General features: G+C 47.0%; 17 protein-coding genes, 1 tRNA gene and 1 pseudogene. 14 read left to right on the forward strand and 5 right to left on the reverse strand.

Going from position 1 to position 17,630, the window contains the following annotated elements; genetic code table 11:
- Position 1 precedes the first annotated feature (1 nt).
- The 9 genes from LCF57_RS13480 to LCF57_RS13520 all read left to right on the forward strand — a co-directional run bounded on the left by LCF57_RS13480 (position 2) and on the right by LCF57_RS13520 (position 6,485).
- Positions 2–172, forward strand: a complete 171-nt coding sequence (locus tag LCF57_RS13480) for a hypothetical protein (protein WP_226001152.1) — start codon at positions 2–4, stop codon at positions 170–172.
- Between the two features lie 33 nt (positions 173–205).
- Positions 206–919 carry an HAD family hydrolase gene (locus LCF57_RS13485; protein WP_226001153.1) on the forward strand — a complete coding sequence of 238 codons (714 nt, stop codon included), beginning with the start codon at positions 206–208 and terminating at the stop codon, positions 917–919.
- The gene (locus LCF57_RS13490) at positions 916–1,524 is read left to right on the forward strand and encodes a GNAT family N-acetyltransferase (protein ID WP_226001154.1); all 609 of its coding nucleotides are present in this window, start codon (positions 916–918) and stop codon (positions 1,522–1,524) included. The genes LCF57_RS13485 and LCF57_RS13490 overlap by 4 nt, the downstream gene beginning before the upstream one ends.
- Before the next feature lie 155 nt (positions 1,525–1,679).
- A complete protein-coding gene (locus LCF57_RS13495) occupies positions 1,680–2,009 on the forward strand; it encodes a hypothetical protein (RefSeq protein ID WP_226001155.1) in 330 nt (109 codons plus the stop codon).
- A 196-nt stretch (positions 2,010–2,205) separates the two neighbouring features.
- Positions 2,206–2,706, forward strand: coding sequence for a DUF2809 domain-containing protein (locus tag LCF57_RS13500; RefSeq protein ID WP_226001156.1), 501 nt, complete (start codon positions 2,206–2,208; stop codon positions 2,704–2,706).
- A gap of 60 nt (positions 2,707–2,766) precedes the next feature.
- Positions 2,767–3,978, forward strand: coding sequence for a rhamnogalacturonan acetylesterase (locus LCF57_RS13505; RefSeq protein WP_226001271.1), 1,212 nt, complete (start codon positions 2,767–2,769; stop codon positions 3,976–3,978).
- 130 nt (positions 3,979–4,108) lie between these two features.
- Entirely contained in the window at positions 4,109–5,053 is a 945-nt protein-coding gene (locus LCF57_RS13510; RefSeq protein ID WP_226001157.1) for a class I SAM-dependent methyltransferase, read from the forward strand.
- A 285-nt stretch (positions 5,054–5,338) separates the two neighbouring features.
- Positions 5,339–5,896 carry a hypothetical protein gene (locus LCF57_RS13515; protein WP_226001158.1) on the forward strand — a complete coding sequence of 186 codons (558 nt, stop codon included), beginning with the start codon at positions 5,339–5,341 and terminating at the stop codon, positions 5,894–5,896.
- A 28-nt stretch (positions 5,897–5,924) separates the two neighbouring features.
- Positions 5,925–6,485 carry a GNAT family N-acetyltransferase gene (locus LCF57_RS13520; RefSeq protein WP_226001159.1) on the forward strand — a complete coding sequence of 187 codons (561 nt, stop codon included), beginning with the start codon at positions 5,925–5,927 and terminating at the stop codon, positions 6,483–6,485.
- Positions 6,486–6,487: 2 nt separating this feature from the next.
- Here LCF57_RS13520 and LCF57_RS13525 read toward each other — a convergent pair whose 3' ends face one another.
- The 3 genes from LCF57_RS13525 to LCF57_RS13535 all read right to left on the reverse strand — a co-directional run bounded on the left by LCF57_RS13525 (position 6,488) and on the right by LCF57_RS13535 (position 8,385).
- A complete protein-coding gene (locus tag LCF57_RS13525; protein ID WP_226001160.1) occupies positions 6,488–6,829 on the reverse strand; it encodes a GIY-YIG nuclease family protein in 342 nt (113 codons plus the stop codon).
- A 31-nt stretch (positions 6,830–6,860) separates the two neighbouring features.
- Positions 6,861–7,619 (reverse strand): DUF2087 domain-containing protein, encoded by a 759-nt coding sequence (locus LCF57_RS13530; RefSeq protein ID WP_226001161.1) that lies wholly within the window; start codon positions 7,617–7,619, stop codon positions 6,861–6,863.
- A 460-nt stretch (positions 7,620–8,079) separates the two neighbouring features.
- Positions 8,080–8,385, reverse strand: coding sequence for a hypothetical protein (locus tag LCF57_RS13535; RefSeq protein ID WP_226001162.1), 306 nt, complete (start codon positions 8,383–8,385; stop codon positions 8,080–8,082).
- A gap of 132 nt (positions 8,386–8,517) precedes the next feature.
- Between LCF57_RS13535 and LCF57_RS13540 the strand changes: the two genes are divergently transcribed.
- The 5 genes and pseudogenes from LCF57_RS13540 to LCF57_RS13560 all read left to right on the forward strand — a co-directional run bounded on the left by LCF57_RS13540 (position 8,518) and on the right by LCF57_RS13560 (position 15,572).
- Positions 8,518–8,591 (forward strand) — tRNA-Pro (locus LCF57_RS13540).
- A gap of 104 nt (positions 8,592–8,695) precedes the next feature.
- Positions 8,696–10,410 (forward strand): annotated as a pseudogene (locus LCF57_RS13545) (ABC transporter ATP-binding protein).
- A gap of 307 nt (positions 10,411–10,717) precedes the next feature.
- A complete protein-coding gene (locus LCF57_RS13550) occupies positions 10,718–13,609 on the forward strand; it encodes a 2-oxoglutarate dehydrogenase E1 component (protein WP_226001163.1) in 2,892 nt (963 codons plus the stop codon).
- 5 nt (positions 13,610–13,614) lie between these two features.
- Complete coding sequence (gene odhB, locus LCF57_RS13555) at positions 13,615–14,904, forward strand: 2-oxoglutarate dehydrogenase complex dihydrolipoyllysine-residue succinyltransferase (protein WP_226001164.1); 1,290 nt, start codon at positions 13,615–13,617, stop codon at positions 14,902–14,904.
- A gap of 137 nt (positions 14,905–15,041) precedes the next feature.
- The gene (locus tag LCF57_RS13560; RefSeq protein WP_318840679.1) at positions 15,042–15,572 is read left to right on the forward strand and encodes a YfiT family bacillithiol transferase; all 531 of its coding nucleotides are present in this window, start codon (positions 15,042–15,044) and stop codon (positions 15,570–15,572) included.
- A 72-nt stretch (positions 15,573–15,644) separates the two neighbouring features.
- Here LCF57_RS13560 and LCF57_RS13565 read toward each other — a convergent pair whose 3' ends face one another.
- Both LCF57_RS13565 and LCF57_RS13570 read right to left on the reverse strand, forming a co-directional pair.
- On the reverse strand, positions 15,645–16,616 hold the full coding sequence (locus LCF57_RS13565; RefSeq protein WP_226001166.1) for an alpha/beta fold hydrolase: 972 nt from the start codon (positions 16,614–16,616) through the stop codon (positions 15,645–15,647).
- Between the two features lie 25 nt (positions 16,617–16,641).
- On the reverse strand, positions 16,642–17,616 hold the full coding sequence (locus tag LCF57_RS13570; RefSeq protein ID WP_226001167.1) for a type I phosphomannose isomerase catalytic subunit: 975 nt from the start codon (positions 17,614–17,616) through the stop codon (positions 16,642–16,644).
- Between the last annotated feature and the right edge of the window lie 14 nt (positions 17,617–17,630).

The raw sequence follows: 17,630 nt of genomic DNA on the forward strand, positions 1-17,630 counted from the left end.
CGTGAAGGTAGAACAGGACTTGGAAGAAATCAAACAAAGATTGGCTCAAATCGAGGCGAAGCTGGAACGCGGGTCGACTTCCGGGATAATCATGAAGTACATGATTATCATCTTCTTGTCTATTTTTTTCTTGTTTTTTGTGATCGGAGTTGTTCAATTTGTTTCAGCCTAATCGGTGTAAGAGGAAGAAAGAAGGGAGCTGCTTATGTCTATAGAAGCGATTATTTTTGATTTGGATAATACGCTAATTCATCGTAAACAGGCGTTTGTGGCATTTGCGGAGCGCTTTGTGGAACGATTTATTGTGGCCGAAGGCCCGGATAAGCGAGAAGCTGTAATCGAACGAATACGTCTGGCGGATCAAGACGGATATCGGGACAAGAGGGAGCTGTATACCGAGCTGCATGCAGACTTGGAATTGAAAAATAAAGATACGACAGTACAAGAGATGCTGGGCTTCTGGTATGGTGAATTTCATAAGTTTACGGTACTGATGGACGGAGCGAAGGAAGTGCTGTCCGAACTGCGGTCACGTGGTTTGAAGCTGGGGATTATCACCAATGGCTCACTCCGCACGCAGCAAGCGAAAATCGACCGGGTTATGCTGAGGGATTATGTGGATTCCATTATCGTATCAGGTGGCGTGAACATTGAGAAGCCAAATCCTCGAATATTCGAGCTGGCTCTGAAGGAGCTGGAAATTGATGATCCCAGTCACGCATGGTATGTAGGGGATCATCCGACAAATGATATTCGAGGTGCGCAAAGTGCAGGCTTGCATACCATCTGGCTGGAAGGCTTTATGCCGTGGGAGGAAATAGGCGTTATACCAGACTATCAGATTGGGAGTTTGCGCGAAATCATCAATTGGCTGGATCGTCTCAGCTATTCAATGAATACGGAGGAGGGGGCATCATGAGCACAGAGCATTATGAACATGGAGCACACGATCTAACCAAGCCTATCCTGTTATCGTTTCCAGAGCAATTCCAGACGGAGCGATTGACGATTCGCGCTCCACAGTGGGGCGATGGAGCGGTGGTCAATGAAGCGATTCGGGAGAGTGTAAATGAACTGCGGCCTTGGCTTCCTTTTGCGAGAAATCTTCCTACGCCGGAGGAATCCGAGATCAGGTCACGTCAAGCCAGACTTGAATTTCTGGAGCGGTCTGACATGATGCTATATGTATTTGATACGGCTTCGGGAGAATTTGTAGCCAGCAGCGGCTTGCATCGCATCGATTGGGATACGCGCAGATTTGAGATCGGGTATTGGCTCAGAACATCATGGACCGGGAAAGGTATTATAACAGAGGCTGTACATGGTATTACGGATTTTGCCATACAGCATTTGAAGGCTAATCGGCTGGAGATTCGTTGTGACTCCAATAATACACGTAGCGCCAAGGTAGCGGAACGAGCAGGCTTTACATTGGAGGGGATTTTAAGGAACACCGAATATGACGAAGAGGGAAAATTGGCACACCAGATGGTTTTTGCCAAGGTGCGCGGTATTGAATTTTAGCATCATTAGAAGTGGAGTGAGGAAACATGAACCGAAATAGCAAGCAGACAACCATCAAGCACAAACTTCAAATGCATGCTGATATTGGCCCGTACACGAACGGATTTGAAGTCGTTTCCTCCTCCATTGGCTTTGACGACTAGGTAATTATCATTTTGTACAAGCCGTTAGGAGAGGATCAACTGTTACTGGTTGGTGCCAGATGTAGCTACTACTGCCCTGACCAGTATGATTTGAATGGTAGAATCGTAGACCGTAATTGTGGTGCGACGATTCGAAATATTTTATTGGGTGATGCTATCCAAAATGTGCAAACAACCGCCAGTGGTGTATTTGGACAGGGTATTTCGATGAAGGAGTATTCGGCAATTATGGTTGGGGGACGCCTGTCGGCGAATCTGGCTTGGTTGCTTTTAGCAGTGACGGAACGAAGCTGTATACCAATCAGGCGGCGGAAATTGCTGATTGCTATGCGCTTAATGTGATTTGCTGCGTTTGTACGATATGGTGGAGGCTCATTATGATTGATTATAAGATGAAAAATATAGACAAGCTGGTGTGCATACAATATGACATCAGCATAAGGTTAAGCATTCTTGCAAGCGTTATCCTAAGGGAAAGCTTAACGGATTTCCAGCAGCCCAACGGGGACTTTTCCAGTGTTAAGGCAGGTGATCTAGCATGAGGAGCGTTCGTAAAAGCGTCGGCAGAAAGGCAAATCGGGCAATACAGGTGAAATCTCACTGGAAGAAACGCGCTGGGTATCTGGTTGCCATACTGGTCGTTATTGTATTGGGCTTGGGAAGCCGGATCTTCTCCTCCCGGTTGCCTGAATTTGTTGCCAGTCACTTTGGGGATGCCTTGTGGGCGTGCATGATTTACTTTGGGCTTAGAATGTTGTGGGTAGATCGTCAATTGTCTGTAGCCCTATGGGGCAGCTTGCTGTTTTGCTTCGCCATTGAGTTCAGTCAGATGTACCAAGCTCCCTGGATCAACCACATCCGGACGACGACGCTGGGCGGGCTGGTGCTCGGCAAAGGATTCCTGACCGCTGATCTGATCAGGTATACGGTTGGTATTGCGATATCCTGGGTGCTGGATCAAGGCTGCCAAAAGCTGATGGGGATCCATACACAAAAAGACGACGACAATTCATTGAAAACATCCAAATCACTCAAATAACTTGAAAAGCGAGGGTTGCGCTTGAAACAGAAGGGAAAACGTCACAGGTTGTTCGGTAAGATGATTGGATTATGTGCGGGGTTCAGCTTGTTATTTGCGACCATGCTTGTTCCAGGGCAGGCACTGGCCGAAAAACAGCTTGCTGCGTCTATTCGTTTTGACTTTGGCCCGGGGAAGGTAGCTGACGGATACACCCAGGTTACCGCCAAGGATGCTTACACGCCTGAGCGAGGCTATGGATTTATGGATCTGTCCAAGGTAAGCGAAGCGGATCGTGGTGGCAATGATGCTATTCGTTCGGATTTTGTCCGTGTTCAAGGCTCATCCTTTGTCGTCAATTTACCACCTGCGGATTACACGTTTTCCCTGATTGCCGGAGATACAGCCGGGAACACAGATATAACTGTTAAAGCCGAGTCCATCGTTAAGGTGGAGCCTACGACCAAAGCTGCAGGCCAATTTGTCGAGGCAGGATTTGAACTCGCCCTTATCGATGGTCAGTTGGAATTGTACTTCTCGGGAAATGATCCGAAGGTTAACGCTTTGGTTATCACGCCCAAGGACGCTCGAACGGCTGGAGAACATCCTTCGGTATACCTTGCCGGAGATTCTACGGTTCAAACCTATAAATCCTCGATGAAGCCTCAGGCGGGTTGGGGTCAAATGATTGCTCCGTTTTTTACAAATGAGACTACTTTTGTGAATCGCTCGATAGGTGGACGAAGCACGAAGACCTTCCTTGTGCAGGGACGACTAGATGATATTTTGAGGAATATCCGTCCTGGGGATTATCTGCTCATACAGTTTGGTCATAATGATGCGGCGATTAACAACCAAGAGCGTTATGTTTCACCAGCGGATTACAAAGTTTACTTGAAAACCTACATTCAAGGAGCCACACAACGTGGGGCTACACCTGTGTTAATTACTCCTGTTGGCCGTCGGGATTATGACGCAGCAAGTGCTTCCTTTCGGGTTAGCTTCCCGGAATATGTGCAGGCCATGAAGGAAACGGCAGCCGAGACAGGTGTTGCACTAGTTGATCTTAGTCGCTTGAGTGTAGCATACTATAATACACTTGGTCCGGAAGGTACACTCCCGTTATTTCTACATGTAGAGCCAGGGGTGTATCCTGCATTCCCTGATGGGGTGAAGGATGACACGCATTTTCAGGAGTACGGCGCAGAGCAAATAGCCCGACTGGTAGCTCAGGGGATCCGTGAGTTGAATATTCCTTTATCTTCTTATGTACAGGCGGAGGATTTGCAATAAAACGCTATCTCCATACCCATGGTATACTTGGAAAATAAGCTGGCCCTACCCAAGGATGGCATTGTTTCGGCTTGGGTAGGGCTTTCACGTTTGTGGACTTATCTATCTTGTAGATTAGGAGGAAGCGAAGATGACGGTTGCCCTGCTCAGCAGACTCATTGATAGTCAAATGTTCTATAATCAGCAGCGAAGTTTGTTCTATATACGAGAGGGAAATGTTCTTATGGGTCCTTCACCAGAGTTGACCTACTGGATGACACAGAGGGGCCCGGAATTGATTTTCATGCTGCATAACTTAAAGCGTCAGCATACGTATACCGCTTTTGTTGCGGAAGTTGCGTCCAAAACGCTGCATCAGTTTGTAAGCACCAATCAATTTCTGCATTTTCACACCAATCATGCGAGGGAGCTTACGGAGCTGTACGATCGATTCTTCGAACGGATTCGAAAGCTGTTCCAAAAGCAATCTATCGATAAAGCAAGACTGAGCCTGCTGCTCCAGCAGCATTACGGGCAGTTGAGAGATTTTTTAATTCGGACCAACGGACGAGCGATGTTTGCCAAGTATGCCAAGAGTGAGTATACCTTTTGGATACCTTGCGAGGAATATACGCCGGAGCTGCAAGCCAAGCTGCTAGGATTGGACATGGCTCGTATGCAAGAGCCTGTTCTCGACATCGGTTGCGGATCGGAAGCACGGCTGGTCTTCTATTTGCGTTCTCACGGAATCAAGGCTTATGGGGCGGATCGGTTGGCTAGAACAGAAGGCTGTGTAACCCAGGGAGATTGGTTGGAGACCACCTATGAGCAAAGCGCATGGGGAACGATCGTGTCTCATATGGCGTTTTCCAATCATTTTATACATCATCATCTGAAGGCTGACGGTAATATTTATGAGTACGCTCACAAATATATGGAAATCCTCAGAGCAATTCGGCCCGGAGGGAGTTTTATGTACAGTCCATGCCTTCCATTTATGGAAGAGCTTTTGGATGCCCGATCGGGTTATCAAGTAGAGTATATCCAATCTTCTACTGGTTATAAAGCCACGAAAATAACGCGTTTGGGTTCATAGGAGCTAAGTGTTCAGAGGTGAAAAGCAGAGTATAAGGGAGGCACAAAATGAATGTAGAAAAGTACAAGCAGGCGCTGTTAGTGCTTTTGGATTGAATTTAGTGCGTTCATTTGTCAGATTCAATCTTGGAATGGTAGTATAAGGATAGATATTACTCTATTTGGGATTCTATTAATCTAAATCATAGTTTCCTGAAAGCCGATATATGGGAATGAGGCGAGAACACACTGTTATTGTAGCCGCCCGAAAATAGATGTATACAACTGGGTTAGGAGAGTAGAAGAAGTGTCGGATTTATATACAAAAAAAGAAGTAGAGGAATATGTCACGAACGTAGCTCTTGAACGGCCTTTAGGTGTAAGTATTGCAGCCATTTTACTGATTTTTAATGGGGCTCTTCTGCTGGTGACACAGCTATTGACACTCAATGCGTTGAATGAGGCTTCTACGTTGGTAGGGGTTTGCAGGGGCATGTTTCAAGGATTCATTGCTTTGCTTGGTTTGGCCGGAACGACTGCCGGTGTCGGTATGTTGTTTGGTAAGAAGTGGGCTTGGTGGCTGGCTGTATTTTATTTTACATATGAGACTATGCGTTATGCCTGTGCCATTTTGTTCATTCCGAATGTCCCGCCCGTATTGGGTGGTGTACAGCTAAGTCCTGCTTTATATTACATAAAGTATGGTATGCGTATTATTTGGAATTTGTCGTTTACTTTGTTCATGTGTCGTAGTAAAGTGCCCGCATTTTTTCAAACGAATGAAGTCAACAAGTGGAGAGCATGTATTGCATTATTACTAATAAATGGAGTGCTGGTTGCCATTGGCTGGGGGCTGCTCAATTAAGTTTTTTATGTGAGGAAGGAGATGCATGATGACAAAGGAAACATTTCCGGTGCTGCAAACCAAACGGCTTCGTTTAAGAAAACTTATATTAGAGGACGCGCAGGACGTATTCGCCTATTTCTCCAAAGATGAAGTCACAAAATATTATGATCTGGAAAGCTTTATAGAGGTAGAGCAAGCAGAAAAATTTATTCGTTCCATGCTAACTAGATATGAGAAGCAAGAGGGCTTTCGTTGGGGGATTGCGTTAAAAGAAGCTCCTGAGCGGATCGTGGGTACAATTGGATTTCATAACTGGCACAAGGAGCACTCCCGTATTGAAATCGGCTATGAGCTGGCACCGGAATATTGGCGGCAAGGCCTGATGACAGAAGCGATGAAGGTGGTAGTTGATTATGGCTTTCATTTGCTGCAGGTTCACCGTATAGAAGCCTTCATTGATCCAGATAACGAAGGCTCCAGACGGCTACTGCTCAAAAGTGGTTTTACCCAAGAGGGCCACTTGAGAGACTATTTTTATGAAAAAGGGCAATTCGTCGACGCTGTTATTTTTGGCTACCTTCGGGAGGAGCATTCCGTGGATCAATAATTTTACAAATATCCTTTGTCTCCGTAAGGCTGGAGTCGATCAAGCCAAGTCTGCTCCAGTTTTGCCAGTGCATCTTTAACATCGAAGAACTCTGAATCCTTTTTCTTCAAAATGTCCAGCACTTCAAATTCAAACGCATCGTCGCCATATTCATTCCATTCCTGTTGCAGCGGTTTATTCATAAAAACTCCCATTTGCAACTCAAAACGACGACCGTTTAGCGACTTCAAATTCGGCGTAGCAGCGACAAACATTTTTCCATTGTGTGTATTACGAATGCAATAGATTCCAGCCTCTGTTTTTATCTCCTTGTATTGCTGTACCAGTTCTTTTCTTCGGTTCATGTTGAATCCTCCTATTTATAAACGTTACCCATCAATAATCTTTCAACCAATATTCACTGCCATCCGGTTTGCGATCCAATAGACCGTATTCAATCATATATCTTCGCACCGTGACATAATCGTCATACACTTCCTCTAAAATCACATTGATATCCTTCTCATGATACGTTTGTCCTTTTTCGAAACGTCCCGCAATTTCACGCAGCACAACCAGCTTGTGCTTTTCTTGCATTTTGAAGGTTTTTAGGCGCCCGTCTGTACCGTCCGGAAAATACTTTTTGAGTATCTTTTGCTTTTCGGCTTCTGTAATGTTGTAGCGTTCGTCCACCATTCGTGCCCGTACCGGCACTTCGACGATGGCGGGAGCGTGACGGTCCTTCTCCTTCAGCAGCTCCATTAATGTGAGAAATACCTTGGCCTGCCGTTCTTTTTCCTTGAGACCAAAGCGATGATTGCGTATGGTGGATGCACTACCGATTCCGGTTTCCTTTTGAATATCCGTATCGCCCATGCCTTGATAAAATAACTGAAGCAGCCGATTCTGATGATCCGTCAGCCCGGTCAGCTTTTTGTCCAGGCTAATCAAATATTCAAATACCGAACCATATGTCCGCTCAATATGAAGACGCATGTATCTCTCCGCGTCATAAAATACCCCTTGATCCTCATATATGATGCCTTGCTCGTATCGCTGTTCGTCCAGCAGGCAAACGATCTGCTCTCCCTGACGGATATACCCGCGCTTCAGTTCCTCGATTCCAGCATTCCAAAATAGCTCGGAATGATCCATTTTAGCAAACACCTCGATTAAATGATGGTTATTTTTATAGACAATATAACATTTTGTTTATAATAAATCAATGAGTTGAATGGTATGAATGGACTATACAACAACTCATAGTCTCCATGTCGAGAACAGTCTCAATAAATAAGATGAGAGCGGGTGGCAAAACGCGCATTACTTTTTGGGGAGATATGAGGAAGAGTGGAATCCAAGAGAGACGGTACAATCGATGCTTACTATGGAATTATAATACAGGCCAAAATTTCATCGAACTAAGCTGTGAAAAATAAACAATGAATGCAACGAAGATTTATGCTGGAATCGGTAATGGGATTGGAGGCGGGTAGGGGACCTATTGAATTGAACTTTTCAAAAAAAGGATGAAGTGACTCCAGGCATTCAACAACTTGCTTCGAAAAAATGATCCTTATGTTCTATATCATTGAATTTTCCAAATAAAAAAAGCTTACTGTCTCAGCGAATGTACCAGTTGTTGACTGATAAATACGAGCGGATTATGAGTTAATTTTGCCAATTCCAGCATCACAGCACCAGCAGAAGGACTAAAGCCCCAATCACCTCCGAATAATATGTTTTGCTGCTGTTCTGATGTAGGGGATTCCGGTTCTTCCAAACCATACTGCTCCATTAATCTCTCTTTCGTTTCTTGATCTATGGCAGGGTTTTCCTCTGCAAAGCTATAGTAGATAGGAACGCTTAAATGTAATAAAAGAAATAATGCTCCGAATATGATTATTTTTTTGCTTTGCATCGTTAGCTCCTGTAAATCTCAGTTTTGGAATCATATCATTTCGTAACAATTGGACTAAATAGTCCCTTTACAGGTTTTTAAGACCAGATTATAATGGTAAATAACAGCATTGATCTACATACACCGATTTATCGGGGTATAGCGCAGCTAGGTAGCGCGCACCCTTGGGGTGGGTGAGGTCGTGGGTTCGAATCCCGCTACTCCGATTTCAATTTAAATGTCCTGCTGACGCAGATATGCGCCTGCGGGGCATTTTTTTATGGTTTGCATTCCTATTTACCAATAAGTGCATACAGAAATGAGGGGAAGCATGTTACGTCGTTTTTTGGAATATTATAGACCTTATCGGTCTTTGTTTCTACTGGATTTTTCGTGTGCTGTTTTCGCCGCGCTACTGGAGTTGGGATTTCCGCTTGCAGTTAATTATGTGGTGGACGACTTATTGCCGCAAAATAATCTGAGGCTGATTTTGTGGGCCTGCGCTGGTTTGCTGGCAATCTACGGGGTAAATACACTGATGCAGTACATTATTAACTACTGGGGCCACATGCTCGGGGTTAATATTGAGACGGCCATGCGACGGAAGCTGTTTGAGCATATGCAAAAGATGTCGTTCCGTTTTTTTGATAATCACAAGACAGGCAGTTTGATGTCACGGATTACGAACGATTTGATGGAAATTGGGGAAATGGCTCATCATGGACCGGAGGATTTGTTCATTGCAATAATGACCTTGGTTGGAGCCTTTGTGCTGATGAGTTCGATTCACTGGAAGCTGGCGCTTTTGATTTTTGCGGTCATTCCGGTACTGATCTGGTTGTCCATTTATTTTAATAAAAGGATGACGAAGGCCTTTGATGCGATGTATGCGAGTGTAGGGGATTTTAATGCCCGCGTCGAGAATACGATTGGCGGTATTCGTGTTGTGCAAGCCTTTGGCAACGAACATTTTGAAAAGGTACGCTTTGACAAGGACAATAATCGTTTTCGAGGCGCAAAGCTGATGGCTTATAAAATTATGTCCAACGGGCTGTCGATGAGCTATATGCTGACCCGTATGGTTACGCTGTTTGTGCTGATTTTTGGTGCGTACTATGTCATTCGTGGAGAGCTGTCGTATGGGCAGTTTGTCGGGTTTATTTTGCTGTCAAATGTATTTTTTCGTCCGATTGATAAAATCAACGCTATCATTGAGAGCTATCCCAAAGGGATTGCGGGCTTCAAGCGTTATACGGATTTGCTGGATACCGTACCGGAAGTGGCAGATGCGCCGAATGCACGTGATGTGGAGCATTTGAGGGGAGATATTTGCTATAACGGAGTTTCCTTTGGATATGAAGGTAAGGACCAGGTACTAAAAGAGATTGACCTTAGCATTCACGCTGGTGAAACGGTTGCTTTTGTCGGTCCGTCAGGAGCGGGGAAAACGACGATTTGCAGCTTGCTGCCCCGTTTTTACGATGGCAAGGCGGCAGCATTACCATTGATGGGCTGGATATCCGCAGCATGACGCTGGGTTCTCTACGCCGTCAGATTGGGATTGTGCAGCAGGATGTGTTCCTATTCTCTGGTACCATCCGCGAAAATATCGGGTATGGCAAGCTGGATGCGGGAGAAGATGAAATATGGGAGGCTGCACACCGTGCGCAGTTGCATGATTTTATTCGTTCTCAGCCTGAAGGGATGGATACGGTGATCGGTGAACGTGGTGTGAAGCTGTCTGGAGGCCAAAAGCAACGGTTGGCGATTGCTCGAATGTTCCTGAAAAATCCACCGATACTTATTTTGGATGAGGCGACCTCTGCACTGGACACGGAGACAGAAGCGGCCATTCAACAATCGCTGGCGGAATTGTCGGCTGGACGAACGACATTGGTCATTGCCCATCGACTGGCGACGATCAAAAATGCGGACCGTATTATCGTGGTTACCGAAAAAGGCATTACCGAGCAGGGAAGACATGAGGAATTGGTTGCCGCAGGTGGAGTCTATAGTCGTCTACATACGGCTCAATTCGGTTCCTGATCTTGATGAATTGCATGATAAAGCGCCAAGGCGGGAGGACAACTTTGCCTCAGGTGCTTTTTTTATATGTGGAATAGCCCGATTCATCTCATTTACGCATGGATATGTTGAGAAAAAGGAAATGCTCATAGCTAGAAAAGTTTATACAATGGAAGAGGAATAAGAACTATGAAATTCGACTTTTGATGAAGGATTTCATATAATGTGAGCATATTGTGAACAACTTAAATTGAGGGTTCAACAAAAAAACAAATTTAAAATGATTTCCGTCCAGCTATGAATTTCAAAATTTGACGGAGGGAACGAGATGACAATGGAAGAGAGCAGTAGACAGGTACCTTGGCAGGCGTATTACGGACCTAATCTAGGTTATGTGCAGGACCAGTATGAAAAGTATGTAGCGGACCCCGGAACGGTTGATCCGGCTTACCGCGAGCTGTTTGATCAATGGGGTGAGCCGCCGCAATCCGAATACTCGGCTGCTTCCATGATAGACTACAAATTGCAAGGACCCCCCGCAAGCGCTCTGGGGAGCCTCGATTCGAACACATTACAGAAAGCGGTTACAGCGGGGAAAATGGTGTGGAACATCCGTGAATACGGACATTTGGCCGCCCAAATCGATCCGTTGGGACTGGATGCCGAGCAGGACACTCGCTTGCTTGATCCAGCATCTTACGGTTTAACTGAACAGGACTTAAAGGCCTTTCCGGCCTCTTTAATATGGGATAACGCTCCTGCGGGAACACTGAACGGATGGGAAGCCATTCAACGGTTGCGTGTAGCATACACAGGACCGATTGCCTATGAATTTAGTCACATTCATAGCGAAGAGGAACGCAGTTGGTTGAACAGCTATGCAGAATCCGGCTGGTCCTCCAAGCCACTCACAACACAGGAACGCAAGACGCTGTTGGGCAGATTGGTGGAGGTAGAACAGTTCGAAGAGTTTTTGCATAAAACGTTTGTCGGACAGAAGCGTTTTTCCATCGAGGGTAATGATGTGCTTGTACCTGTACTTGATGAGATCATTCGACTCACCACGAATGCAGGAGCAAGTCACGTTCTGATGGGTATGGCGCATCGGGGGCGTTTGAACGTGCTGGCTCATGTGCTGGGCAAGCCTTATAGCAAAATTTTCTCTGAATTTCATCATTCTCCGAATAAGGACCTGATCCCGTCGGAAGGCTCGACCGGAATAAACTACGGCTGGACTGGAGATGTGAAGTATCATCTGGGTGCTGATCGTTTTGTCAAGGATGGGGAGGCAGTACAGGCCCGACTGACCTTGGCGAATAATCCAAGTCACTTGGAGTATGTGAATCCGGTTGTGCAAGGCTTTTCCCGCGCAGCGCAGGAAGACCGTAGTCAAGCAGGCTATCCGAAGCTGGATGTCAGCAAGGCAGCCACGATTATCATGCATGGCGATGCGGCTTTCCCGGGTGAGGGGATCGTGGCGGAATCACTCAATTTCACAAATTTGCGCGGCTTCCGTAATGGCGGTACGGTGCATATTATTGTGAATAATCGTCTGGGCTTTACGACAGAGAGTGTCGATTCACGTTCGACCCGTTATGCCAGCGATCTGGCCAAGGGCTACGAAATTCCGATTGTACACGTGAACGCGGATAATCCTGAAGCTTGCATTGCAGCGGCTCGTATGGCTGGCGAATACCGCAATCGCTTCAAGAAGGATTTCCTGATTGATCTGATTGGTTATCGTCGTTATGGTCACAATGAATCCGATGACCCGGAAACAACCCAACCGCTGGTATATCGCAAGGTGAAGAATCATCCGACGGTGAGCAAATTATATGCTCAAAAACTGATGAAGCAGGGTATTGTGGATGAAGCGTTTAGTGCCGGCCTTATTGAAAAGGTGCAAAACCGACTGAAGGAAGCACATGAGCATGTGAAGAATCAACCGGAAGAGGAGCCTGAAATTACTGCTGTTAAGGCCAAAAAAAATCAGGGCTCTGTGGTCCGTACCGCGGTGGAACTGAAAAAGCTGCGCCAAATCAATGAAAACCTGCTCAAATGGCCAAAAGATTTTCATGTATATCCGAAGCTGGATCGCATTTTACAGCGTAGAAAAACAGCTCTGAACGAGGGGGAAAAGGTAGATTGGAGTTTGGCCGAGACACTGGCCCTGGCTACCATTCTCGCAGACGGCAAGCCGATTCGTATGACGGGTCAGGATGCGGAGCGTGCGACCTTTGCTCACCGTAACCTCGTGCTGCATGAGCCTGAAACTGGCAATACACATTGCCCGCTTCATACACTGCCAGAAGCACGCGCCTCGTTCAGTATTCATAATAGCCCTTTATCTGAGGCTTCTGTCCTTGGCTTTGAGTATGGGTATAACGTTTTTTCTCCTGAAACGTTAGTGATTTGGGAAGCACAATTCGGTGATTTTGCGAACTGCGCACAGGTTATTTTCGATCAATTTATTTCCGCGGGCCGTGCCAAATGGAGACAGAAATCCAGTTTGGTCATGCTGTTACCGCATGGAAGTGAAGGACAAGGACCAGAGCATACGAGCGCACGGCTGGAGCGTTTCCTCCAGTTGTCTGCACAAAATAACTGGACTGTCGCCAATCTGAGCAGTGCCTCGCAGTATTTCCATCTGTTGCGCCGTCAGGCTGCATTGAGCGAAAGTGAGGAAGCGCGTCCGCTTGTGATGATGTCGCCGAAAAGCCTGATTCGCAACAATCGTGTCGCTTCACCTGCTTCAGAGTTCAGTGAGGGAACATTCCATCCTGTGCTGGAGCAGCCAGGGCTGGGTGCACGCCCGGATCGTGTAGAGCGCATTGTACTTTGCAGTGGCAAAATTGCGATTGATCTGGAAGAGGCGTTGGAGAAAGATAAAAATGAGGCGGAAGAGCGTCTGCACATTATTCGTGTAGAGCAGTTATACCCCTTCCCGGAAGAGGAAATTCGGAATATCTTCAGCCGTTTCCCGCATGTTAAAGAATTCGTATGGGCTCAGGAAGAACCTAAAAATATGGGGGCATGGAGTTACATTGAGCCTCGTCTGCGGAATGTTGTGCCGCAAGGAGCGGAAATTCGTTACGCAGGCAGACCGGAACGTTCCAGCCCGGCGAGCGGCTATCAGCAAGTGCACAGCCTAGAACAGCAGCGGATTATTCAATCAGCGTTGAAGCAGGATTCCAAAAATAATATTACACTGGGGAGGTAGCGGCTGTGAGCGATATTTTAGTGCCAGCAATGGGAGAATCCATCACGGAAGGAACAATTTCTAAATGGCTTGTCAAGGAAGGGGACTCCGTAGGACAGGGGGATGTTCTACTGGAACTGGAAACGGATAAAGTCAATCTGGAAATTAGTGCAGAAGAAGCGGGAGTTGTCCAGAAAATCCTTCGTCAGGAGGGAGAGACTGTGTCCATCGGTGAAGCTGTTGGCTTGATCGGAACCGGCAGTGGTAGCGCAGGGGTGTCTGGTGCTGGAGAAGCAGCAGCGACTAAAGCACCGGAAGCACCACCCGTAGCGACTACACCGGCTACTGCAGTAGCAGAAAGGGCCGCACAGCCTGTTTCGTCTAATAATGACGGGGGAAATCAGACGGCATCTCCATCCGCCCGGAAGCTGGCGCGTGAACGCGGAATTGATCTAGAGCAGGTACAGGGAAAAGACCCGCTCGGACGGGTGTTCCAGGGAGATGTTAAAACGCATACGAACAGTGTTGAGGTTGCAGGTGCGGCATCGACTGCACCAGCGTCTCCCGTTGTCAACAAGCCTGCGGCTTCGTCTTCATCTCAAACGGAGTACAGCAAGCCTGTAGAACGCCAGCGGATGTCTCGTCGCAGAGCGACGATTGCCAAGCGCCTTGTTGAGGCACAGCAAACAGCTGCTATGCTTACCACTTTTAATGAAGTGGATATGACCGCCATTCTCGATGTCCGTAAACGCCGTAAAGATAAGTTCAAGGAGAAGCATGATGTAGGGCTCGGCTTTATGTCCTTCTTTACGAAAGCAGTGGTTGGCGCACTCAAGCAATTCCCTACCGTGAATGCAGAAATTAACGGCGATGATATCGTACTGAAAAAATACTATGATATCGGGATTGCTGTATCTGCCAAGGAAGGTTTGGTCGTACCGGTCGTACGGGACGCCGATCGTCTCGGCTTTGCTGAAATTGAGAAAAGCATTGCAGAATTGGCTGGCAAAGCACGCTCCAACTCGCTTTCTCTGGCAGATTTGCAGGGCGGGACCTTTACCATTACCAATGGGGGTATTTTTGGGTCCCTGCTGTCTACGCCAATTCTGAACACGCCGCAGGTGGGTATTTTGGGGATGCACAAAATCCAGCTTCGTCCGATTGCAATTGACGAGGAGCGTATGGAAAATCGTCCGATGATGTATATCGCCTTGTCTTACGATCACCGGATTATCGATGGTAGCGAAGCGGTTCGCTTCTTGGTAACGGTCAAAGAATTGCTGGAAGATCCGGAATCTCTGTTGCTGGAGGGATAATAAAGATCCAGTTATATCCAAGCATGATGTATATGAAAAAAAGCAGACTCTTGCGGGTCTGCTTTTTTTCCTGCATAGTAATACCATAAGATTCAGACCTAATAAACACACAGATGCAGAGAAGGGTGGGGACTGTTTTGGACAAAGATTTGCGCTACCCGATTGGGCCGTTTGTCGTTCCAGATACCATTACAGAGGAGCAGCTTCTTGTATGGGTTCACGACATTGCTGAACTGCCTTCGCAGCTTCGTCAGGCGGTTGAGGGATTGAATGAGCAACAGCTTAATACGCCTTATCGTGAAGGTGGATGGACGATAAGGCAGGTTGTTCATCATTTGGCAGACAGCCATATGAACAGCTATATTCGTTTTAAGCTGGCGCTGACGGAGGATACACCGACGATCAAGCCATACGATGAGGGACGTTGGGCCGAAATACCGGACGCTAGGGAGCTTCCACTGGAGCCGTCACTGCAATTGCTGGAAGGGCTTCATAAACGGTGGGTGACCGTGTTACGATCGTTAGGAGAAGAGCAGCTGCATCGAACGTTTATTCATCCTGAATCGGGTCAGACGATCCGGCTCGAACGAAACATCGGCATCTATGCCTGGCACGGCAAACATCATACAGCTCATATTACTTCCCTGAGAGAACGGAATGCATGGTGATTTGCATAAAAAAGAAACCTTTAAACTCACTTTAACCGTGGTTTTGAAGGTTTCTTTTTATTAAGAGCTAATTTATGAAGATGTCTCGGAGCCTCCAGCCAAAACAGAGGTCGCTGCCACGTTAACATGACGGTCCAGCCAGTCAACAATGTCACACATGACTTCATCGCGGTTTGTTTCATGCAGCATCTCATGGCGACCATCAGGGTAGAGGCGGTATTCCACATCCTGAAGCTCCAGGCTTCGATACATATCCACCAGCGACAATACACCTTTACCGAACAATCCTACCGGATCACGATCCCCGGCAAATATGTAGACCGGCAGTTTAGGATTAATGTTTTCCAGTGAGGAAGGCCAATGGATTTCTTGCAGCAGCCTGAAAAAATCAAGGAAGAAGCTTGTCGTACAGATGGCTCCACACAATGGATCATGTACGAATTGATCTACTTCCTCTGGATCACGGGATAGCCAGTCGAATGCCGTACGCACCGGACGAAAGGCACGGTTAAAACCGCCAAAGACCATCGCATTGAGCAGCATGCTGCGATGATCCATTCCTTGCAGCTTGGCTTGCAGCAGGGCAACCTGCTCCCCGAGTTTCAGCAGACCACGCCGCCCGTTCGTTCCCGATAACATAAACCCGTGATATACGTGACTGTCGTCATACATTATTTTCTGGGTTAAAAAGGACCCCATGCTGTGACCCAGCAAAAAACGAGGCAGATCAGGGAACTCCTTAGCCACAATTTCACCCAGCTCCAGCATGCCGTTTGCCATTCGATTGAACGCATCTGCTCCCGGCATACCGAGCTTATGAGGATCACCAGCTGTGCGCCCGTGACCGATATGATCGTTGGCATACACACCGTAGCCGGAAGCAGTGAGCTTCTCTGCCAGTCGGATATAGCGGTAAGACCTCTCACACATCCCATGTGAAATTTGTACAATCCCCTTTAGGGGCATCTGCTGATCGGGCAGCCAGCGGTAGGCAAAAAGCTCGGTTCCGTCATTTTCAGCGATGGTGAAGGTGTATTCCCGCATGATTAGACATCACATCCTTTGAGCTTTAAGGAAGATAAGATCTAAGTACGGTCATTTGTCCATTCAATGTGTAACCGTTCAGATTGGCAGGCAGCAGGAAGCAATCTCCAGCTTTACAGGTAAGAGACTCGGCATTATCGTCCCACGCTAGGGTACCACTGCCTTCGCAAATGACGAGAATCGTAAAGCTGTCTTTCGTTGTAGCAAGCGACCAACTTCCATCTACGATACCCTTTTCCACGACAAAATACTCACAGGCTGCAAGCTGGAGCCATTCACCTGGCTGTAAACCGCCAGTTTTCATTGTTGTTGCGCCTGCATCTTCGTATGAGGTCACATTGAGAGAATCCTCAATATGCAACTCACGTGGCTTGCCATCCAAACCAGGACGGTTATAGTCATATAACCGATAGGTCGTATCCGAATTTTGCTGGATTTCAGCAACGACAACACCCGCGCACAGCGCATGTACAGTGCCGGCGGGAATGAAGAATGTATCGCCTGCTTCAACAGGGACCTGACGCAAACTGCCGAGGATGTCTCCGCTTTCAAGAGCTGTACGCAGACTTTCGCGTGTTACACCTTCGGTCAGACCATAAATGATTTTCGCATCCGGCTTGGCATCAAGCACGTACCACATTTCGGTTTTTCCAAGCTCTCCGGCCGGAAGTCCCTCATAATCATCTGTAGGATGTACCTGAACCGACAGGTCATCATTGCAATCCAGCAGCTTGATTAGAAGCGGGAAGCGGCCACCTTTTTCCGATACTCCTTTGGCTCCAAGCCATTCCTGTCCATAGGTTTCGCGGATTTCATCCAGTCCCTTGCCTGCCAGCTCACCATTGATGACCGTTGTGGTTCCATTCGGATGATCGGCAATCATCCATCCTTCGCCAATATGTCCTTCTGGTGGGGTTAGACCAAATTGTTCTAATGCTCGTCCTCCCCAGACTCTTTCTTTAAATTCAGGTTGAAATTGCAGCGGATATGGCTTTAGCATAATTTCTCTCCTCC

It is taken from the genome of Paenibacillus sp. BJ-4 (assembly GCF_020404765.1).
GTDB lineage: Bacteria > Bacillota > Bacilli > Paenibacillales > Paenibacillaceae > Paenibacillus.